Source organism: Halorussus salinus, assembly GCF_004765815.2.
Taxonomy (GTDB): domain Archaea; phylum Halobacteriota; class Halobacteria; order Halobacteriales; family Haladaptataceae; genus Halorussus; species Halorussus salinus.
The window spans coordinates 260,161-281,154 of record NZ_SBIS02000008.1 but is presented as its reverse complement, the minus strand read 5'-3'; the positions used below and the strand labels follow the sequence as shown (position 1 = coordinate 281,154).

Annotated in this window: 17 protein-coding genes; 11 read left to right on the top strand and 6 right to left on the bottom strand. The window is 68.8% G+C overall.

Translation table 11 applies throughout. From position 1 onward, the window contains the following. The first annotated feature begins 78 nt into the window (after window positions 1-78). The 3 genes from EPL00_RS18370 (at window position 79) to EPL00_RS18360 (ending at window position 4,010) form a co-directional block, all read left to right on the top strand. Window positions 79-1,593, top strand: a complete 1,515-nt coding sequence (locus EPL00_RS18370) for a sulfatase-like hydrolase/transferase (protein ID WP_135854096.1) — start codon at window positions 79-81, stop codon at window positions 1,591-1,593. Window positions 1,594-1,742: 149 nt separating this feature from the next. Beyond that, window positions 1,743-2,912, top strand: a complete 1,170-nt coding sequence (locus tag EPL00_RS18365; RefSeq protein WP_238398245.1) for a DUF4350 domain-containing protein — start codon at window positions 1,743-1,745, stop codon at window positions 2,910-2,912. 81 nt (window positions 2,913-2,993) lie between these two features. Beyond that, window positions 2,994-4,010 (top strand): AAA family ATPase, encoded by a 1,017-nt coding sequence (locus EPL00_RS18360; RefSeq protein ID WP_135854097.1) that lies wholly within the window; start codon window positions 2,994-2,996, stop codon window positions 4,008-4,010. Between the two features lie 137 nt (window positions 4,011-4,147). Here the strand turns inward: EPL00_RS18360 and EPL00_RS18355 are convergent, their stop codons facing one another. The 3 genes from EPL00_RS18355 to EPL00_RS18345 are packed head-to-tail and all read right to left on the bottom strand — an operon-like array spanning window position 4,148 to window position 7,167. Beyond that, entirely contained in the window at window positions 4,148-5,188 is a 1,041-nt protein-coding gene (locus EPL00_RS18355) for a hypothetical protein (protein ID WP_135854098.1), read from the bottom strand. Continuing rightward, on the bottom strand, window positions 5,181-5,681 hold the full coding sequence (locus EPL00_RS18350) for a hypothetical protein (RefSeq protein WP_135854099.1): 501 nt from the start codon (window positions 5,679-5,681) through the stop codon (window positions 5,181-5,183). Before EPL00_RS18350 ends, EPL00_RS18355 begins: the two co-directional genes overlap by 8 nt. A gap of 1 nt (window position 5,682) precedes the next feature. Beyond that, the gene (locus EPL00_RS18345) at window positions 5,683-7,167 is read right to left on the bottom strand and encodes a DUF58 domain-containing protein (protein ID WP_135854100.1); all 1,485 of its coding nucleotides are present in this window, start codon (window positions 7,165-7,167) and stop codon (window positions 5,683-5,685) included. 264 nt (window positions 7,168-7,431) lie between these two features. On the opposite strand from EPL00_RS18345, the gene EPL00_RS18340 reads away from it, so the two are divergent. From EPL00_RS18340 to EPL00_RS18330, 3 genes are all read left to right on the top strand, one after another. After that, complete coding sequence (locus EPL00_RS18340; protein ID WP_135854101.1) at window positions 7,432-9,690, top strand: DUF4129 domain-containing protein; 2,259 nt, start codon at window positions 7,432-7,434, stop codon at window positions 9,688-9,690. A gap of 52 nt (window positions 9,691-9,742) precedes the next feature. Further along, entirely contained in the window at window positions 9,743-11,521 is a 1,779-nt protein-coding gene (locus EPL00_RS18335) for an asparagine synthetase B family protein (RefSeq protein ID WP_135854102.1), read from the top strand. A gap of 73 nt (window positions 11,522-11,594) precedes the next feature. Then, a complete protein-coding gene (locus EPL00_RS18330) occupies window positions 11,595-12,641 on the top strand; it encodes an N-acetylneuraminate synthase family protein (RefSeq protein WP_135854103.1) in 1,047 nt (348 codons plus the stop codon). A 30-nt stretch (window positions 12,642-12,671) separates the two neighbouring features. Here the strand turns inward: EPL00_RS18330 and EPL00_RS18325 are convergent, their stop codons facing one another. Beyond that, complete coding sequence (locus EPL00_RS18325; RefSeq protein ID WP_135854104.1) at window positions 12,672-13,700, bottom strand: PseG/SpsG family protein; 1,029 nt, start codon at window positions 13,698-13,700, stop codon at window positions 12,672-12,674. Window positions 13,701-13,874: 174 nt separating this feature from the next. Between EPL00_RS18325 and EPL00_RS18320 the strand changes: the two genes are divergently transcribed. The 3 genes from EPL00_RS18320 to EPL00_RS18310 all read left to right on the top strand — a co-directional run bounded on the left by EPL00_RS18320 (window position 13,875) and on the right by EPL00_RS18310 (window position 17,450). Beyond that, a complete protein-coding gene (locus EPL00_RS18320; protein WP_135854105.1) occupies window positions 13,875-15,023 on the top strand; it encodes a DegT/DnrJ/EryC1/StrS family aminotransferase in 1,149 nt (382 codons plus the stop codon). 231 nt (window positions 15,024-15,254) lie between these two features. Further along, window positions 15,255-16,667, top strand: a complete 1,413-nt coding sequence (locus EPL00_RS18315; RefSeq protein WP_162224261.1) for an NAD-dependent epimerase/dehydratase family protein — start codon at window positions 15,255-15,257, stop codon at window positions 16,665-16,667. A 120-nt stretch (window positions 16,668-16,787) separates the two neighbouring features. After that, window positions 16,788-17,450, top strand: a complete 663-nt coding sequence (locus tag EPL00_RS18310; protein ID WP_135854107.1) for a pseudaminic acid biosynthesis-associated methylase — start codon at window positions 16,788-16,790, stop codon at window positions 17,448-17,450. Here EPL00_RS18310 and EPL00_RS18305 read toward each other — a convergent pair. Beyond that, window positions 17,442-18,782: a DUF4910 domain-containing protein gene (locus EPL00_RS18305; protein ID WP_135854108.1), complete on the bottom strand. Its 1,341-nt coding sequence runs from the start codon at window positions 18,780-18,782 to the stop codon at window positions 17,442-17,444. The two genes, EPL00_RS18310 and EPL00_RS18305, sit on opposite strands and share 9 nt — an antisense overlap. A gap of 130 nt (window positions 18,783-18,912) precedes the next feature. Between EPL00_RS18305 and EPL00_RS18300 the strand changes: the two genes are divergently transcribed. Continuing rightward, the gene (locus tag EPL00_RS18300; protein WP_162224260.1) at window positions 18,913-19,554 is read left to right on the top strand and encodes a pseudaminic acid biosynthesis-associated methylase; all 642 of its coding nucleotides are present in this window, start codon (window positions 18,913-18,915) and stop codon (window positions 19,552-19,554) included. Window positions 19,555-19,581: 27 nt separating this feature from the next. On the opposite strand, the gene EPL00_RS18295 is transcribed toward EPL00_RS18300, so the two are convergent. Beyond that, window positions 19,582-20,295, bottom strand: a complete 714-nt coding sequence (locus EPL00_RS18295; RefSeq protein ID WP_135854110.1) for an acylneuraminate cytidylyltransferase family protein — start codon at window positions 20,293-20,295, stop codon at window positions 19,582-19,584. Between the two features lie 185 nt (window positions 20,296-20,480). Between EPL00_RS18295 and EPL00_RS18290 the strand changes: the two genes are divergently transcribed. After that, window positions 20,481-20,984 (top strand): acyltransferase, encoded by a 504-nt coding sequence (locus tag EPL00_RS18290; RefSeq protein WP_162224259.1) that lies wholly within the window; start codon window positions 20,481-20,483, stop codon window positions 20,982-20,984. Window positions 20,985-20,994 lie beyond the last annotated feature (10 nt).

Below are 20,994 nucleotides of genomic sequence, written 5' to 3'. Positions count from 1 at the left end.
CCGTAACGCCGAGAAATGGCCCAATTCTCCCGTCTGGGACCGTCAGAGATATGAAGCCGACTGCCGACAGACGCTACGATGCGTGGTCCCAACGTGTTGTTCGTCGTCCTCGACACCGCCAGAGCCGCGACGGTGTTCGGCGACGACGCCGCCGAGGTAGCGCCGCGGTTGACCGAGTTCGCGGAGTCGGGGGTCCGGTTCACGAACGCGACGGCCAACGGCCCGTGGACCCTGCCCTCCCACGCCGCGATGTTCACCGGCCAGCGCACTTCCGACCACGGCGCGCACGCCGGGACCAAGCAGTTCTCGGCCGGAGACCGCTCGCTTCCCGCCCGACTCGGCCGGATGGGCTACCGGACCGCGGCGTTCTCGAACAACCCGTGGATTTCGCCGAGCTTCGGTTTCGACGGCTTCGACCACTTCTCGCCGTGCTGGAAGCTGTTCTCGAAGGGCGCGGACCTCGCCTCGATAGCGAAAACCGAGGACCGCTCCGAGCAGGTGCGGGAACTCGCTGGCGAACTCCTCTCGCCGACCGGGCCGCAGACGCTGGTCAACTCCCTCTACATGCAGTTCTTCCGGGAGACGTACGACTCGGGCGCGCGCCGGACCGTCCGCCGGATGAAGCGGTGGTTCCGGTCGCGCGACGGCGACGACGACAGGCCCTTCTTCGCGTTCGCCAACTTCATGGAACCGCATCTGGCCTACGACCCGCCCGAGCGGTTCCAGCGCGAGTTCCTGACCGACGGCCAGATAGCCCGCGCCGAGACCGTCAATCAGGACGCGTGGGCGCACATCACCGGGGCCGACGAGCGCACCGCCGAGGAGTTCGAGATTCTGCACGGACTCTACAAGGCGGAACTGCGCTACCTCGACCAGCGCCTCGGGGACCTCCTCGATTTCCTCGCCGAGTCGGGCGAACTGGACGACACCGCGGTCGTACTCGTCGGCGACCACGGAGAGAATATCGGCGACCACGGCCTGATGGACCACCAGTACTGCCTCTACGACACGCTGGTCCACGTGCCCCTCGTCGTCCGTCCGCCGGGCGACGCGGGCGACCGCCTTCGCGGTGCGACCTGCGAGGAGCCGGTCGAACTCCGGGACCTCTACCCGACGATTCTCTCGCTGGCCGGGGGCGACCCGGCGGACCTCGACGCCCTCGACTCCGGCGGTCCCGACCTCGATTCGGCGACCTCCCGGAACGTCCTCGTGAGCGACGAAGCGGACGAATCGCTCTGCTCCGACCGCGAGTACGCCGTCAGCGAGTACCTGCACCCCCAACCCGAAATCGGGGACGTGCGGGACCGCTACGACGAGGTGCCCCGCGATATCTCCACGTTCGACCGGGCGCTCCGGGCGGTCCGCACGCCCGACTGGAAGTACGTCGAGGCCAGCGACGGCACCGAAGAACTCTACGACCTGCGCGAGGACCCCGCCGAGACCCGGAACCTCGTCGGCGAGCGCCCGGCGGTCGCCGACCGACTCCGGGAGCGAGCGACCGACGACCTCGGTCCGCTCGAATACCGGTCGGGCGACGAGACCGACATCGAGGAGGGCACGAAACGGCAGTTGGAGGAGTTGGGGTATCTCTGAGTTCGGATGACGCGACCACCGCGGAGTAACCACGGCTTTCGCCGAACGATTCTATACGAGCGCCGTCGTAGCCCCGCCGAACCGATGGCCGCCGAATCGCTTCGCTCCGGATTGCCCGACACTCGTGGTCGGCCTCGGGGGACCTGACCGTGGCGAGCGACTTCGCCGCCGACCTCTCGATTCCCCGCATCGTCCTCGTCGGACTGGCCGTCTCGGTCCTCGTGGTCGCGGTGCTGGCCGGGAGTTCGTCGTCGGCCGCGCTGAGTCCCTACAACGCCGACTGGGACGGCGCGAGCGACCTCCGGTCGCTGGCGGGCGAGCGGGGCGAGGTCGTCGTCGCCCGCGAGACCGGCGCGTACGGCACCGTGCCCTCGCGGGGGACCACGGCGTTCGTCCTCTCGCCCGACTCGAACTACTCGTCGGCGGAAGTCCTCGAAGTGAGCCGATTCGTGCGCGACGGCGGCACGCTGGTCGTGGCGGGCGACTTCGGGCCGCACGCCAACGACCTCCTCCGAGTGCTGGGCGCGGAGGCGCGCCTCGACGGCCGACCGCTCCGGGACCCGCGGTCGAACTACCGCACCCCGGCGATGCCCGTGGCCTCGCGCGTCCCGAACTCCTCGCTCGGTTCCGGCGATTCGGAAGCGCCCGGCGCGTCGGGCGCTCCCGCCGGACCGCAAACCGGCGACCGGAGCGCGGCGAGCGGGGCCGACTCGGTGACGCTGAACTACGGGACCGCGGTCGAACCCAACGGCGCGCAGGTGGTCTACAACTCCTCGGGGTACGCCTACCTCGACACCGACCGAAACGGCCGACTCGGCGCGGCCGAGAACCTGACCTCCGCGCCGGTCGTGACCAGCGAGCGACTGGGCGCGGGCCGGGTCGTCGTGGTCTCGGACTCGTCTGTGTTCATCGACGCGATGGTCGAGGAGGGCCGCAATCACGCGTTCGTCGCCGCGCTGTTGGGCGACGGCCAGCGCGTCCTGCTGGACTACTCCCACTCGGCCGGTCTCCCGCCGCTGGTGGTCGCCCTGCTGGTCGTCCGCGACTCGGCGTGGCTCACGCTCGCGGCGGGCGCGGCGGTCGTCGCGGGACTGGGCCTCTGGTCGCGCCGCCCCGACCTCGTCGGGTCGATAGCCGCGAAGGCTCCTCGGCCGTGGCGACGCGACTCCGGCGACCCGACCGACGGGCGAGGCGACGGCCTCGGCGTCGGGCCGACGCGCGACCAGATGGCGGCCCACCTCCGGCGCAGACACCCCGAGTGGGACCCCGAGCGCGCCGAGCGCGTCGCCTCGTCGCTGGCCCGTCGCCGCGACGAGTGAGGCCGTTCGGAGTGGGCGAGCGACGAAGTAATCCGGGCTTACCCGTGCGAGTTATCCGACTCCGCGTGGTGAGAGTGGACGATGACCGAACCGGCCGCTATCTACGAGGACCTGCGAGACCGCGTCGGCACCGTGCTGGTCGGCAACGAGGAGATAGTCGAGGGACTGACCATCTCGCTACTCACGCGGGGCCACGTCCTGCTGGAAGGCGTGCCCGGCGTCGCCAAGACCACCATCGCCTTGCTGTTCGCCGAAGCGACCGGGATGGACTCGAACCGCATCCAGATGACGCCCGACATCCTTCCGGCCGACATCACCGGGACGAACGTCTACCGGGAGGCGACCGGCGAGTTCGACCTCCAGCGCGGGCCGGTGTTCACCAACCTCGTCGTGGCCGACGAGATAAATCGCGCGACGCCGAAAACCCAGTCGGCCCTGCTCGAAGCGATGCAGGAGAGCGCGGTCACCATCGAGGGCGAGACGCTCTCGCTCCCCGAACCGTTCCTCGTCGTCGCCACGCAGAACCCCGTCGAGATGGAGGGGACCTACGAACTGCCCATCGCCCAGCGCGACCGCTTCCAGTTCAAGTTCACCGTCGGGATGCCCGACGCCGACGACGAGATGGCCCTGCTCGACCGGTTCGACCAGTCGCCGGACCTCGGTCCCGGCGACGTGTCGCCGGTGGTCTCGACCGCCGATATTCTGGACGCCCGCGAGACTGTCGAGGAGGTCCACGTCGAGCGCGCGGTCAAGGAGTACCTCCTCGGACTGGTCGGCGCGACCCGAGAGAGTCCGGACCTCGAATACGGTGCTTCGCCGCGGACCGCCCTCTCCTTTCTCCACGCGACGAAGGCCCGCGCCGCGATTCGCGGCCGCGACTACGTGATTCCCGACGACGCGAAGGCGCTGGCCGAACCCCTGCTCGCCCACCGCCTGACCCTGAGCGCGGAGGCGGAACTCGGCGACGTGACGGTCGAGGACGTGGTGGCCGACGTGCTGGCCAGCGTCGAACCGCCGAGCGGTCCGGAGGACCCCACGGAGTCCGGCGCGTCGGAGTCGGATGTGTCTGAGTCGGACGCGGCCGCTGGCGGGTCGTAGCTTGCTACTCCGGTCCCGGCTCTATACTCCGCTCTCGGCTCCGCCCCTCACACCGGCTCCGCTCTCGGCTCCGCCCCTCACACCGGCTCCGCTCTCGGCTCCGCCCCTCACACCGGCTCCGCTCTCGGCTCCTCCCCTCATTCCGGCTCTGTTTCCGCTTCCGGTTCCGCCTCTGCTTCTGCTTCCGTCCTCGCTCCCGCACCGCGGTCTCCGTCCCCGGCGGCGGCGCGCTCGGGGTCCCACTCGTAGGTCACGACGAACACGTCGCCGCCCTCCTCGGGCGCGACCTCGACTGCGACGGGTGCGGCGAGCGCGTCGGCCAGTCCGACCGCGAGGAACGAGACCACCGGGTCGTCGAAGCGGTCGAGTGGGCCGTAAGTCGCGTCCGAGACTTCGACGCGGACGACCCCGTTCCCCGCGTCGGTCTCGGCCCTCGCGCTCTCGGCCAGTTCCAGCGTCTCGACCAGCGCGTCGGTCAGTTGCGCGGCGACCCCGGCCGGACTCGCGGCGAGTTCGTCGGCCATCGAGGAGTCGAACTCCCGGTAGAGCGACCCGCCGGTCGGCGGCAGGGCGACGCCCCGCTCGCGCTCGTCGTCCGTGACGACGAACAGCGAGTCCAACTCGTCGGGGGCCGGAACCGCGTAGTCGCGGCGCTGCGGCACGAACAGACGGACGTTGGCGAACTCGTCGCCGGTCGCCCGAGCGGGCGCGTAGACGCGAGCGTCCCCCAACCCGAGTTCGCCGACCAGTTGCGCGCCGGTCGCCGCCGTCGCCCTGTAGACGCGCTCGCCGGTCTCGGCCGCGACGAACTGCGCGGGCGTCAGGTAGTAGGTCAACAGCGCGCCGAACACGCCGGTCCCGCCGAGCGCGAACAGCACCTCGCGGGCGCTCGGGAACGCCAGCGCGCCCACGACCGCGACGAGGCCGACCCCGAGGAGGCCCGCGGCGGTCCGCCGGTAGTCGCTCCTGCGGGCGCGGACGTACTCCTCGCGCAGGCGCTCGTTCTCGTCGGCCAGCAGTTCGACCTGCGCCGCGAGGTCCTCGACGCGCTCCTCGGGGTCGCTCTCCGTGCGTTCGTCGGCCGACGAGTTCCGTCGGTCGTCGTCCGATTCTCCGGGTCGGTCGCTCGATTCCTCGCGCCGGTCGTCGGTTCGGTCGAGTCGTCCGTCGTTACTCACTGGCATCACCTGCGAGGCCGATGTTTACGAGTTGGTAGCGGTGGAGCGCGTAGCCGCCGAGCGCGGTCCCCCCGAGGACGACGAGGCCCGCGAGCGGGAGACCGATAGCGCCGTGACTCGTCGCCCACGCGAGCGCGCCGCCCGCGGCCACGGCGACTACCGCGATGCCGACCGGTCGCGCGGGCCGGTCGAGGAGGCCCGCCGGAGCGACGAGGAGCCCCACGAGTCCGACCTCAACGAGCGCGATTTCGGCGACCGACTCCCCGGCGAGCGCCGCGAGCGCGACGGTGCCGAGCGCGAAGGCGTAGGTCGCCGGGAGCGCGAGCCAGCAGGCGACGACGGCCGCCGCCGCCGCGACCCCCGGCGCGCCGTAGAGCAAGACGAGCGCGGCCGCGACGACGACGAGACTGGCCCCGCCGAGTCGGCTTCGGTCGGCGAGTCGCTCCTCGGCCCGCGAGTCCGCGAGGCCGATTCGGTCGGCGAGTCCGGCCATCTCAGTCACCCGCCTCCGCGGACCGACGGCGGGCCTCGTGGCTCGCCAGCAGTCGGGAGAGTTCGTCGCCGGGCGCGACCTCGAACGCCGCGACGCCGCGCTCGTTGTCGAGTTCGCGCCGGTACCGCTCGAAGTCGGCGTACCGCTCGTAGGTCGCCTCCGGGTCGCCGTCCGCGCGCTCGAACAGCGCCGTCGGCGTCAGGAAGGCGAGGACGGTGCCCTCGCTCCGCGCGGCGGTCCGAATCGCGGCGCGGGTCCGAGCGCGGTTCGAGTCGTCGGTCAGGACGACGGTGGTCACGGTGCCCGAGAGCCGCGAGATTCCCGCGCGGACCGAACCGTACAGCGGGTCGCCTGCGATGCGCTCGACGTACGGGTCGGCGGTGCCGAAGAACGGTCCCAATCGGTCGGCGTACGCCGAATCGTCGCCCCGGAGGAGCCGCGACCGCTCGCGCGCCACGGCCGGGGAGGTCCGCGCTGGCGTGCGGTCGGCACGGGTCGTCCCGTCGTCGGCGTCGGTCGTCGCGGCCTCGGCGTCGCCGCTCGCGTCGTTCGGCGCGAACTCGCGGAGTCGCCGCTCTATCGTCGCGTAGGCCTCCTCGTTGGCGGCGGGCGCGCGACTGGTCAGCACGCCCTCGTCGCCGACCGCGTAGAGACCGAGCGGTTCGCTCCGCTCGCGGGCGTACGTCACCAGTCCGAGCGCGAACTCCCGGAGGTAGTCGAACTTGGTCGCGCCCGACGGCCCGGCCGCCATAGCGGTCCGGCAATCGACCAACAGCGCCGTGCGACGCTCGGCGGTGGTCTCGTAGGTCCGGACGTACGCCTCGTCCGAGCGCGCGGTGGCCTTCCAGTCGATGTTTCGCACCGCGTCGCCGGGGACGTACGACCGCAGTTCCGCGAAGTCGAGTCCCGTCCCGCGCTCGCCCGTGTCGAGTTCGCCGTAGGGTGTCCCGATGGCGTCCCCGCCCGTCCCGACGTGGATGTCCCGCGGCGCGCGGGCGTCCACGGTCAGCGTCGCCGGGTCCCCGACGGCGAACTCGGCGGTGAACCGGTCCGACCGGTCGGTCGTCCGCACCGTCGCCCGGTCGAAGCGAAACTCGCCCGCCAGCGGGCAGTCGGCGGCGACCGTCGCGGTCGCCTCCCGGTCTCCTCTCTGGAGAGTCGTCCGGGCCTCGCCGTCGAGCCGGACGCCGACCGGCGCGTCGGTCTCCACGTCGAGCGCCAGCGGCGTCGGGGCCGGGAGCGTCGCTTCGAGGGTGAGGTCCACGGTGTTCTCCTCGGTGACGCGCTCGCGTTCGGGCGACTGCGAGACCGACAGCGCGGCGACGACCCCCGAGAGGTCGCGCACGAAGGCGTAGTGGCGCGCGACCAGCCATCCGCCGACGCCCGCCGCGCCGACGAGCAACAGCGGCTCGCCCAACAGCGCGGCCGCTCCGGCCAACGCGACGACCAGTCCGACCTCTCCCCAGTACCCGCGAGTAACCCCCATCGCAACCACGCACGACGCATCCGTAGTTCAAACTGTTGGTCGTTCGAGCGCGGAAAATCCAACCTGCTGTCGTTTCCGTCCTTAGACGCGGGTGACGAGGAGACACCGGCGCGGTCGCCGGTGACGCCAGCGAAGTCGCCGGTGACGGCAGGTAGCGACGAGTCGGCGGGGTCCTCCTCGTCCCGAGAGCGTGGTACCAAATGTCTAGCATACCCAACTGGTCCCCCAATAGAGGTATTACGCTCGCCGCAGTACCAGTGGTCTGTGAGGGGGGTCGATGGGGAGCGACTGCGGAGCGTCGCCGTCGCGCTGTTGCTGTTAGCCGCCGCGGCGAGCGGCGCGTCCGCGGCGGGTGCGTCCACGCCGAGCGCGTCCGCGTCGGAGACCGGTACACAATCCTTTGAGACAAATAAATATTTGCCCGGAACCGAGGAGTACGACTTTAGCATATCTAGACCCGTCTCCAAGGCGGGCACTCCCGCCGTCGGCGCGCGCGGTTCCGCAGTCGGCGCACAGGAGACGACTACGCCCGGCGGGAACGACACCGCGAACGCGACGGTCCGCCACCGAAACCCCGGTCGGGTCGGCGAGGGGTCGAACGCCAGCGACGTGGGGTCGTGGCTCCAAGACCGGATGGTCGAACGCCTCGTCCGGAGCGTCGAGGTGAGCGAGCGCGACGCCGACCGCGCGCGCCGCATCGTCGGCAACGATTCGCAGTTCGAGGAGTTCGCCGACAAGTACGCGGAACTGAAAGGCGAGTCGTCCGGCGGCGACCGGAACCTCTCGGACCTCGACGGCGTGGGCGCGATTCAGAGCGCGTTCCTCGCGGACGTGAACGACTACCGCACGACGCTCCAACGCTACCAGCGGGTCCGCGAGAACGGGACGACCGATCGAGAGCGCCGCCTCGCCCACGCGCTCGAACGCCGCCTGTCCGCGGTCAACCGCTCGGCCGCCGCGCTCCGGGAGAGTTACGCCAACGTCTCGTCGAGAGGAGCGGCCTCCTCGGCCGAGCGCAACGCCACGACGAACGCCTCCCGGCAAATCGAGGCGGTCCGCGAGGACGTGCTGACGACCCAGCGGACCGTCCGCGACCAGACGCTCGTCCGGACCGACCTCTCGGTCGAAGCCCGCTCGGCGAACCGGTCGTTCACCGACCGGGTGACGCTCCGCGGCCGACTCGTGACCGCGGCGACCGGGACCGCGGTCGGCCCGCGAAACGTCTCGCTCCGCATCGAGAACCGGACCGTCCGGACGGCGACGAACGCGACGGGCCACTTCGAGGTCGGCTACCGACCGACGCTCGCGTCGGTCGGCGACCGGACCCGCACGGTCCAGTTCCGACCGGCGAACTCCTCGCGGTACCTCCGGGACAACGCGACGGTCAGGTTCGGCGTCGAACGCGTCGAACCGGCGGTCGAACTCCGGGACTACGCCGAGTCGGTCGGGTTCGGCGACTCGCTGACGGTCGCGGGCACCGTCGCCGCCGAGAACGTCTCGACCGGCGACGTGGCGGTCGTGGCGACGCTCGCCGGCGTTCCGATGGGGCGCACCACCACGGCCCCTAACGGCTCGTTCGACCTGCGGACCGCGGTTCCGGCGAACGTCTCGACCGGCGAGCGCAGGCTCCGGGTTCGCCTCGCCGACTCGCGGTTCAGCGCGGCGAACGCCACCGCGGCGGTGACGGTCGAACCGACCCCGACCGACCTCTCGATGACCGAACTCCGGCGCGTGAACGGGAGCCTGTTCGTCTCGGGTCGGTTGACCGCGCGCGGTGCGCCGCTCCCGAACCGGACGGTCCAACTAGCCGTCGGCGGGACCGCGGTGGGCACGGTGACGACGAACGCGACCGGCGGCTACGCGGAAGTCGTGTCCGTGCCATCGTCGGTGAGCGACCGGCCGAACGCCACTGTCAACGCCTCCTACGCGCCGGTCGGCGAGAACCTACAGTCGAGCCGCGCTGACGCCACCGTCGCCTTCGAGGAGACCGGCGGGAACGGACTCGACTACCCGCTGGCGCTCCGCGTCGCGGGACTGCTCGGTCTCGCGGTCATCGGCGTCGTCCTCGCGCGACGCCTCGGCGGCGACGACTGGAGCCTCGGCGACGACGAGACGCCCGCGCCCGCGTCGGCGGCGTCGGACCTCTCGGCGACCGTTCCGGGCGACGCCGACCGGTCGGCCGACGCCCTCCTCGACGCGGCCGCCGAGCGACTGGATGGTGACGCCGCCGCGAGCGACCCCACCACGGACCCCGCCGACGAGGCGGCCTTGCTGGCCTACGCCGCCGCCCGGAAGCGACTCGACGGAGCGGTCGGGCGCTCCTCGGCCGAGACCCACTGGGAGTTCTACGCTGACTGCCGCGACGGCGGCCTCTCGGCGGAGCGCGCCGACGACCTGAAACGCCTGACCGAGACTTACGAGCGCGCGGCGTTCGCGCCGGAACCGGTCTCGGAGTCCGACGCCGCCCGCGCGGTAGCGACCGCGAGCGATTTGGAACCCGCTCGTCCGGGTCGCCCGTCGTGACGGTCCTCCGGGGCGTCATTTTTAATACCCGTCTGATTGGCATTGAGAGAGAATGACGGGGGACGAGACCGCGGGAGACCGAACTGACGGTGGCCGAGCGACGGGCGCACGCGGGGCTTCGGCGTCCGCGGGGACGCCGGACGAGACCGAGGAGTTTCGCGTTCACACGACCGACTCGCCCGACGACGGGGTTCGCGTGTTCGGCAGGCCGCTCCACGCGTCGGCCGAGCGACTGGCCGACGAGTACCGAAACCGAGACCTGTCGGACTTTCTGGCCGCCGAGGCGCGGCGGTCGTGTGGCAGTTACGTCCTCGCGGACTTCGCCGAGGAGGGCGTCCGACTAGTCACGTCGCCGGGCTACCCCGGCGGGTACGTCGCGCCGCTGGGCGACTCGACGGTGGTCGCCACCGTGCTGTCGCGCGCGCTGGAGTACGTACCGCGGGAGCGACTGTCGTTCGACCCCGACGCGCTCGAACGGTTCTACGAGCGCGTCGAGTTGCAGTTACCGTTTACGAGCGTCTTCGAGTCGATTCACCGACTCCCGCCTGCGAGCTACATCGACGTAGACGGCGGCTCTATCGCGGAGTTCCGCCACTTCGCGGGCCGGGGAGAGGGCCGTCCGGCGAATCTCGCGTCCGCGTTCGGAGAGATAGCGCGACCCGTCGCCGACGAGGACGTTCTCCTGCTGTTCTCGGGCGGCGTCGATAGCACGGCCTACTACCTCGCGCTGGACCGACACCGCGGCGACGGGGCGCTCGACCTCGCCGCCGTGGACATCGGCCCGAACGCGAACAACGTCCCCCGAGCGCGCAGGGTCGCGGACGCCGCGGGCGCTGAGTTGGACGTGTTCGACTACCGCTGGCCGCCCGACTCGGCGGCGACTCTCGACCGACTCCAGCGGAATCTGGAGCGCGACTTCGTCAATCCGTTCGCGCCGAGCAACGGCCTCGACGCGGACGACCGGTACGACATCGTCTGCAACGGCCAGAACACCGACGCCGTGGCGACGGTGGACATGAAGCGCCCGCAACTCTCGCCGGGCGCGTACCTCTACGCGACCCGCGACTTCGGCGGGTTCGCGTTCAAAGTCGCCAAGAACGCCCAGTTCACCGACCCGTACGTCGAGAGCGAGACCCTCCGACGACTCTACGCTCGCCTCGCGCTCTCGGTGCGCGACACCGACTTCGCGGCCGACCCGTCGGCCATCGGCTATCTGGTCGGCGCGGTCTCGTGCATGCGCCCGACCTTCGTCGCGCCCGGCGACGACGAGACGGCGACCGAGGAGGTCGGGACGCTCCTCGCGCGGACCCGCGAGTCGGACCTCCGGACCGCCATCGACGTACTCAACTTCTACTACTACTCGCACAACATGAGCAAGGAACTGACGACGTTCCCGGTCGCCGACGGGACGCGGATGTCGTTGCCCGCGAACTGGGGACCGCTCGTCTCGTACTTCCTCGGCAAACGTCGGAGGTTTCGCGACGCTATCTCGCCCAAGCGCGAGATTTACGAGTACGTCGCGGACCGCCTCGGTCGAACGTATCAGGACGCCGCGTTCGACAGCGTGGCCGACAGGAAGCGCGAGATGGCCGCCGAGTCGGCGTACAAAGCCGACCTTCCCCTGCCCCTCCTCGGGCGCAACGCCGACCGACTCGACCCCGACGAGTCGCTCGTCGTCTCGATGGCGTCCGACGACGAGCTGGCGGCCGACCTCCGCACTCGCTACGAGTCCGCGCTCGGTCGCGTCGGCGGTACCGCCACGTACCACGAGGCCCGGAAGCTCCATCGCATCGTCAATCTGGAGGCGATACTCTCGAACGTGTACGGGTAGGTCTCGACTCCCCCGGCCGCTCCTCGCGCCGCGGCCCCCAACGCTTTGGTGGCTCGTCGTGGAATCAGAGGCCATGCAAATCGGGGGGCACGCAATCGGGACCGACCGGCCGACCTTCGTCATCGCGGAAGCGGGGTCGAACCACGACGGCGACTTGGAACAGGCCAAGTCGCTGATAGACGCCGCGGCCGACGCCGGTGCGGACGCCGTCAAGTTCCAGAACTTCCGCGCCGAGACGATGTACGCCGAGGAGGCCGGGAGCGTCGGGGACGACCAGTCGCTCCGGGAGTTCGTCGCCGAGATGGAGATGCCGTACGACTGGATTCCGGAACTGAGAGACCACTGCGACGACCGCGGCGTGCTGTTCATGTCCACGCCGCTGGACGAGCGCGCGCTCGACGAGTTGGACGAGTACGTCCCGGCGTTCAAAATCGCCTCGTCCATGCTCAGCCACCATCCGTTCCTCCGGCGAGTCGCGGAGCGCGACAAACCCGTCGTCGCCTCGACCGGTGCGCACGACCTCGAAGACGTGCGGAGCGCGCTCTCGGTCCTGCGAGACGCCGGAGCCTCGGAGGTGGCGCTCCTGCACTGCGTCTCGTCGTATCCGACGCCGCTCGAATCGGCGAACGTGCGCGCCGTCGCCACGCTCGCCGAGGAGTTCGACGTGCCGGTCGGCTACTCCGACCACACGACCGACCCGGTTGTCGCGCCCGCCGCCGCCGTCGCGTTGGGAGCCTCGATAGTCGAGAAGCACTTCACGCTGGACAGCGACTTGGAGGGCGCGGACCACTCCTTCGCGCTCGAACCCGACGAACTCGACCGGATGATAACCGCGATTCGGGACGCCGAGGTCGCGCTCGGCGACGGGTCGGTCGGCGTCGAAGCCGTCGAGCGCGACTGGTACGAGTCGGCCCGGCGGACGGTTCACGCGACCGAAGACCTCGACGCTGGCGAGGTCATCGAGGAGTCCGCCGTGTCGGCGCTCCGCTCGGGCGAGCGCGAGCGCGGAGTCGAACCCAAGTTCCTCGACGCCGTGGTCGGCCGGGAAGCGACCCGAGACCTCGACGCCGGAAGCGGTATCCGGTGGGACGACGTGACCGGCGACCCGGTGGACGAGTAGCGCCGGGCCGGTTTTCGCCGACCGCGGTTCTCACCCGAGTTCTTCGAGTCGGTCGGCGACCGCCGCGGTGCCGTCGCCGGAGACGAGTTCCCGGCCGCGCTCGAAGAAGGTCCGGCGGCGCTCGGCGTCGTGCAGTAGCGTCGAGACCGCGTCGGCCAACTCGCGGTCGTCGCCCGGCGCGACGACGAGTCCGGCGTCCCGCTCCCGGAGCGGGGCGACCTTCGGATACTGGTCGGGCGCTTGCGGGAGTCCGACGAAGGGCGTCCGGAGCGCGAGCAACTCGTAGACGGTGAGTCCGAGCGCCGTGACCGCGAGGTCGGCCTCGAACATCCGCTGCGGGAGGTCGTCGGGGTCCCGAACCACGTCGAACGTCGCGTCGGTCTCTCGGACCGCGGCGTCGATTTGCTCCTCGTTCTGGAATCCCGGCCCGACGATAACGTCGATTTCGAGACCGGTCCCGTCGAAGGCCCGGACCGCGTCGGGGGTCGCGTTCCCCACGTCGCTCCCGCCCATCGTTATCAGGCCGCGCTCGGGCGGGTCGCGCCACGGCACCTCCCGGTCGGCGAGTCGCCGGAGGTCGGCGTCGAGGAGGTAGTAGTCGCTCCCGACGCACCAGTCCGGCTCGTCGCCCTCGAACTCGTAGTCCTCGACCGTCGCGTAGAGGTGGCCGTTGACCACGAGGTCGCAGGCGACCGTCCCTCCCTCCCCGTCGAGTATCAGCGCGAGCGGGAGCGCCGCCGAGAGGTCGCGCTGGGTCTCCAGTCCGACCGCGCCGCGGTCCACGACGAGGGCGTCGATTCCCTCCTCGCGGGCCGCATCGAGGAGCCTCGCGGCGTCCTCATCCGCTTCGGATTCGTCGTCGTCGGCTTCCTCCTCGGTCGGCACCGAGACGACCGCCAACTCCTCGGCGTCGCAGACGCGCTCGACGCTCTCGGGAGTCTTCGACAGGTAGGTCACTGCGTGGCCTCTGTCGAGCAGTTCCCGCGCGAGAGTCCGCGTCCGGACGAGGTGGCCGAACCCCCGTTCCGGACCGCCGTCAGCACGTAGGCCGAAATGCATCGTCTGGTGTCCGACCGTGACCTCGAAATAGCTTCCGCTCCCGCCGACGCGCCGAACAATTTTGTCAGAGCTTACCGACTGTTAACGCTCTGCAATACCGGTTAACGATTCAATTACAATACTGGCTCCCGTCGAAGTGCGTCCCATGTCGAGTTCACGAGGAGGCCCGATAGCGTGAGCGACCGTCCGGCGAGCGAGCGACCGGAGATACCGCTGTTCGAAATCGCGTGGGACGAACTCGATGTCGAGAACGCGACGGACTCCATCACTCGCGGCGGCTACTGGGCGAAAGGCCCGTACGTCACCGAGTTCGAGGAGAAACTCGCGGAGTACGTGGGATTGGACCACGCCGTCGTCGTCAACTCCGGGACGACCGCGCTCGTGACCGCGCTTCGAGCGCACGGGGTGGGTCCGGGCGACGAGGTGGTCGTCCCGTCGTTCACGTTCGTCGCCACCGCCAACGCCGTCGAGTTGGTCGGCGCGCGGCCGGTGTTCGCCGACATCGAGCGCGAGACGTACGGTCTCGACCCCTCCTCGGTCCGCGAGGAGCTAACCGACGAGACGGCCGCGCTCCTACCGGTCCATCCCTACGGCACGACCTGTCGAATCGACGAGTTGGCCGCGATAGCCGACGACGAGGACCTCGCGCTGGTCGAGGACGCGGCCGAATCGCTCGGCGCGACGTTCGATGGCCGGTCGGTCGGCACGTTCGGCGATTCGGCGGCGTTCAGCTTCTGCCAGAACAAGGTCGTCGCCACCGGGGAGGGCGGCGCGGTCCTCACGGACGACTCGGAAATCGCGGAGAACGCCCGCCTCTACCGTTCGCACGGCCGGGAGTCCACCGACTACTTCGAGTCGAGCGGGAGCGGTCGGTACCCCGACATCGGGACGAACGTCCGTATGGCGGACGTGGTGGCCGCCATCGGCTGTGCGCAGATGGAGAAAGTCGAGGAGCTAATCGCCGGGCGACGCTGGGCGGCCGACCGGATGACCGATGGCCTCGCCGACGTGTCGGGCGTCGAACCCCACCGCGGACTCGGCGACTCGACGCACGTCCGCCAACTGTACACGGTCACGCTCTCCCCCGACGTGGACAGAGACGGCGTAATAGACGCGCTCGACGCCCGGAATATCTCCTCGAAGATTTACTGGGACCCGCCGGTCCACCTGACCGACTACTATCGCGGGCGCTACGACTACGACCCCGGCGCGCTCCCGGTCACGGAGGACGTGGCCGGACGAGTCCTCTCGCTGCCGATTCATCCCAACCTCTCGGCCGAGGAGGCCGACAGAATCGTCGCGGCCGTGCGTGCCGGGGTATGAGTCGTCGGGCGCTCGTCTTCGCCCGCTGTCCGTCTTCGTCGTACGGTCGTCTTGGTTCCGTCTCGACTCACTTCCGTCTCTGGACGCTTAACCGAAGTAACAGCGACCGAGAACGACGAAAACCACCGATACTCTACGTTCATTCGGCCAATAACAATGCCCGCGTTTGTGGTTACGTGGGACGACCCCGGAGATGACCGCTATCGGCTCTGTCTGGGGGAAATACGAACGATGACACTCGATAATCCGAACGATATGACCGTCTCGGCCGACGCGTCGCTCGCCGAGACGATGCGGACGATGGATAGAGTAGGTACCGGTTTCGTCGCAGTGGTAAACGACGACGGTCGCTTCCGCGGGACCGCGACCGACGGCGACATCCGTCGGGGTATCCTCGACGGACTCGACCTCGACACGGCTATCGCCGAGGTGACGACCGAGGACTCCGTCGTCCTGAACGCCGAGGACGTATCCGGCGACGTGTCCGGCCGACTGGACCTCGAAGAGTTGCGACGACGCACCTCCGACCACGAGACGCTTATCGTCCCAGTGGTCTCCGAGGGCCACGTCTTAGGCTTCGAACAGGTGGACCGTAACGGACGGGTCGTCTCGAACCAATCCGTCGAGGCGGGCCGGAACGTCGAGACCGTCCTCGTCATCGGCGGGGCGGGGTACATCGGGTCGGTCCTCTCTCGGGAACTCCTCTCGGCGGGGTACGACGTTCGCGTCCTCGACATGCTCCTGTACGGCCGTCAGGGAGTCGAAGACCTCGCGGACGACGACCGGTTCACCCTGATGGAGGGCGATATGCGCTCTATCGCCGACGTGACCGAAGCGATTCGGGGCGTCGATGCGGTTATCCACCTCGGCGCGCTCGTCGGCGACCCGGCGTCGAGCATCGACGCCCAGAAGACCTTGGAGATGAACCTTCACGCGGTCAGACTCGCGGCGGGTATCTGTAAATACCACCAAGTTAATCGGTTCCTATTCGCCTCGACGTGTAGCGTCTACGGTCTCGACGAGGAGAACGAGCTGTTGACCGAGACCTCGGAGCTGAATCCGGTCTCGCTGTACGCCCAGACGAAAATCGACTCCGAGGAGGCGCTGTTGGACATGGCCGACGGGAACTTCTCGCCGACCATCCTTCGGATGGCGACCATCTACGGTCTCTCTCCTCGGATGCGCTTCGACCTCGTGGTCAACATCCTCTCGGCGAAGGCCCACGACGAGGGCCGGATTCCGATATTCGGCGGCGACCAGTACCGGCCGAACGTCCACGTCGCGGACGCCGCGCGGGCCTACATCGCCTGTCTGGAGGCACCGATTCAGGATGTCTCCTCGGAGGTGTTCAACGTCGGGTCGAACGCCCAGAACTACCGCGTCGAGGAGATCGGCGAGATGGTCTCGGAGGTGTTCCCGGACGCGACTATCGACCACCAACCCGAGAACGAGGACGACCGGAGCTACCGAGTGGACTTCTCGAAGATTCACGACCGACTCGACTACGAGGTCCGGCGGACGATTCCGGACGCCGCCCGCGAAATAAAGCAGGCGCTCGCGGAGGGTCGGTTCCCGGACTACACGAAGACCCGGTACAGCAACTACAAGACGCTCGAATCGGAACTCGACGCGGCCGAATCCTGACCGCATGACTACCCGTCCAAGCCACTCGACGCTCGACGGACAGCCAGCGAGACGACCGGCTCTCGGCGCGGCGAGTCTGCACGCCGAGGAGAGACCGACGCCCCAACCCGAGGCGGGACGATGAGCGAACAGGGCCAGAAGTGGGCCGGTGACGCCGGAGTCGAGTACACCGAGCGCAACCCCCACACGGTCGACGACCTCGAAACGCTCCGCCGGGAGCAGTACGGCCTCACCCAGTCGGAGATATACCGGGACCTCCTCGGCGACGTTGACCGCGACGCCGAGATACTCGAAGTCGGGTCGAACGTCGGCGTCCAACTACGGTGTCTCCGGCAACTCGGCTTCGAGAACGTGGTCGGTATCGACGTACAGTCGTACGCGATTGCCAAGTCCCGCGAGTACTCGCCGGATATTCCCGCCGTCGTCGGCGACGCGAGCCGACTTCCCTTCGAGGACGACGCGTTCGACCTCGTGTTCACGAACGGCTGTCTCGTCGCCATCCCGCCCGAACTGCTCGCCGACGTGCAGTCCGAAATCGTGCGGTGTTCGCGCGAGTACGTCCTCGGGTCGGAGTTCTACGCCGACGAGTACGTCGAAATCGACAGCGATCACGACGAACAGCTCTACTGGAAGACCGACTTCCGGCGACACTACCGGGAGAACCACGACCTCGAAACGGTCCGGTCGCGGTTCCTCCACTACGACGAGACCGACAACAAGGACGAGATATTCCTGCTCCGGAAAGCCGACGCCCGAACCGACGACGAGACCGACTCAGCCTAGCGGTTCGAGCAACTGCTCGTCGTACAGTCGGCGGACGATGGGGACGAGTTCCTCGACGGTGCAGTCGCGTTCGTCCGCGATTTCGACCAAGTCGTGGTCGCCGTCGCTGTACTGGAGGACGAGCAGGACGCGCTTGAGGAACTGCTCCTCGGAAAGCTCCTCGACCCCGGTCAACTGCCGGGTCTGGTCCGACCAGTCGCTGACCGTCGGGAAGAGGTCGTGCTTGCTCAGCATCGGTTCGCCGTAGGGTTCGAGGTTTCGCTGTCGCCCGGCGTGTTCGAACTCCCACAGTCGGTCGGCTATCCAGTCGGCGCTCTCGACCAGCGACTCCAACTCCACGAACTCGCGGTCGTCGGCCGACGTGTGGTACTCGTCGTACTCGCCGTAGACGGTGCGCGCGACCTGTCCGACCGGGAGGTCGAACCCGGCCGAGCAGTACTGGCGCTCGTCGGAGCCGAACATCTCGGCGAACGGTCTGGTCTCGACCGGCTCTCCTCGGCGGGCGCGCTGTTCGACGAGCCTGTCCAGCAGGGCGTCGTCCTCCCGGCTTCGCTTGTAGCTCAGGTTCGGCTCCGGGCCGCCAAGGCAGGTCAACACCAGTCCGCCGACGACGCGTTCGCGCAGGTGGTCGCCGTAGCGGTGGAGGTACGCCAGACTCCCGATGGTCTCGGGGCAGAGGACGAACCGGTAGGTGTACCGTCGGTCGTCCCAGTCGGCGATGCGGTCGTAGAGCAAGGCCATCACGAGCGGACCGCTCAACTCGTTGTTCGCCATCGAGGGATGGCAGAGGTACGAACTCAACAGCACCTCGTCGTCGGTCTCGCCGTCGAGGAGGGCGTGGCCGTAGTTCAGTTCGCCGTCGACGAACTCGCTGTCCACGTAGGCGTGGTACTCGCCCTCGGGCATCGACTTGCGGACCGTCTCGGGCACGCAGAACCCCCAGTGGCGCTCGTAGTAACTCGTGACGTACGGAATCGCCTCGGGCACCCCCTCGCTGGAGTAGAGGTGCGACTGTAACTCCGACAGCGACACGTCTCGGTCCACCGGCGCGGAGTAGTTGACAACCGAGAGGTTGTGGTCCTCGAAGTCGGCGTACACCTCGTCGTCGGGACCGACGAGTCGCGCCTCGCGGATATGCCACTCGTCGGGAATCGTCCAGTCGAACACGTCGGTTCCCGAGGGGACGCCCTCGACTTCCAGCGGGAACTCCTCGCCCAGTATCCCGAGGCTCTCGCGGAGGCCCGGCCCGGTGATGCTCCGGCATATCGGGTATAGTTCGTCGTACAGTTCTCGCACGCGTTGCTCGTCGTCGGCGTCGGTTTCGTGTCCCATATCCTCCCCGGCGGTCGGAGACCGCCTACGACTCCTGTCGTCATCCCCGGTGTTATATTTACTCCCGGCCGACTCGTCGCGGCCGCGTCAGTAGTTAAGCCACTCGATGCCGTGGGTCGGTACCGACGCGATGCCAGAACGCACCAGACAGATAGACCTGTGGGACGGCGAGTTCGGTCGGCGATACTGGGAGCGCCATCCGACCACCGTCGAAGGCTTCGACCGACTCAGGACCGACCAGTGGGGGTTCGGCCAGTCGGACGTGATGGGAGAGTTCCTCGACCGCGTGGACCGCGACGCGACGGTCCTCGAAGTCGGCTGTGGCATCGGTATCCAACTGGAGATACTCCACGAGATGGGGTTCGAGAACCTGTACGGCGTGGACGTTCACACGGGCGGTCTCCGCCGGTGTCGGCGCGACCGTTCCGAGATAGAGGTGCTGAAGGCCACCGCGACCGACCTCCCGTTCCGAGACGGCGAGTTCGACCTCGTGTTCACCAACGAGACGCTGGTGACGGTCCCGCCCGAGTCGGTCGATGCGGTGATAGACGAAATCGTGCGGTGTTCGAACGAGTGGATTTGGGGGCTGGAGTTCCACGCCGACGAGTACACGGAAATCGAGTGGCGCGGGGAGGAGCGAATGCTCTGGAAGACCGATTTCCTCGCTCGTTACCTCGACCGCCACGGACTCGACTGCACGGACGAGCGATTCATCGAGTACCGGGAGAACGACGACCTCGACCGGGCGTTTCTGCTCCGGAACCCCGAGTGAGCGCGTTCGTTCACTTCGGGTCGCCGTTCACTCCGAATCGTACTCGGCGAGCGCGCGCACCATCCGCAACTCGAACGGTTCGTCCACGTCTATCGACCGCTCGGGCGGCATCTCGTAGCCCACGGTGTGGTCGGTGTAGAAGCCGTCCGCCCGCCGGAACGCCTCGACCGTCGCGGCGAACACCGCGCCGTTCGGATAGTAGAGCGTCGGCAGGTCTTGGCTCCGGGGCACCTCGCCGTCGGTCCAGAGGTAGTCGCCGTCGAAGAACTGGCGGAGTCGGTCGTCCTCCTCGTAGACGGCCCACACCGGCGGCGTCTGGTACTCGGTGACGGTTGTCACCGAGTCGGCGTCGGTCTCGCGGAGGCGTTCGAGGGCACCGTCCACGTCCGCGGATTCCCGGAGCGGCGTCGTCACCTGAATCATCGCCACCGCGTCGAACGTCTCGCCGCGCTCGGATTCGTACCACGACAGCGCGTGGTCGATAACGTCGGTACTACTCGCAGTGTCCGTCGCCAGTTCGGCCGGTCGCTCGAAGGGGGCATCCCCGCCGAACTCTCTGGTGACGCGACGTATCTCCTCGTCGTCCGTCGAGACGACCACCTCGTCCAGCGCGTCGGCGCTCTCGGCCTGTTCGACCGCGCGGGCGACCATCGGTTTGCCCGCGACCTCGGCGAGGTTCTTGCGCGGGACGCGTTTGGACCCGCCGCGCGCCGGGACGACTCCGAGGACAGAATCGTTCATGTGACCGTCCGGGGTACGACCTACTGTCCAATAAGTCCGGCCGCCAGCCGCCGACTCCGGTCGAACCTCGCAGACTCCGGTCGAACCCCGCCGACGAAGCCGAGGAGACCGACCGGGAACGCCGAACTCGGTGGAACGCCGAACCCGGAGGTACTGTTTTACGCGATTCCGTCGTGATGGCGTCCATGGACGAGGCCGAACTCAAGGCGTCCCACGAGTACGTCTACGACGGGGCGCGCATCGTCAACCCCGAGAACCTGACGCTCGGCGAGGAGGTCGAGATAGACGACTTCGTCTTCCTGAACTGCGGTCGGCGCACCGAACTCGGCGACCGTTCGTGTCTCCACGCCGGGACGCGGGTCGTCGGCGGCGGCGAGTTGGTCGTCGGCTCGGACGTGGCGGTGACGTACAACTGTGTCCTCGTGACGCGCTACTCGAAGGCGACCTCGCACATGAGTACGCGCGTCCCGAGCGAGGAGCGAGACGACGTGATGGCCCCGATAGCGGTCGGCGACGAGGCCTTCGTCGGCTCGAACGCGGTCGTGATGCCCGGCGTCACCATCGGCGAGGGTGCGGTCGTCACCGCCCTGTCGTACGTAGACGAGGACGTGCCGCCGTGGACGATACGCTATCCGAACGGCGAGTTACGGGAGCGCGACGAGTTCGAACCGTACTCGGCCGGTCGCTGAGCGGACCGCT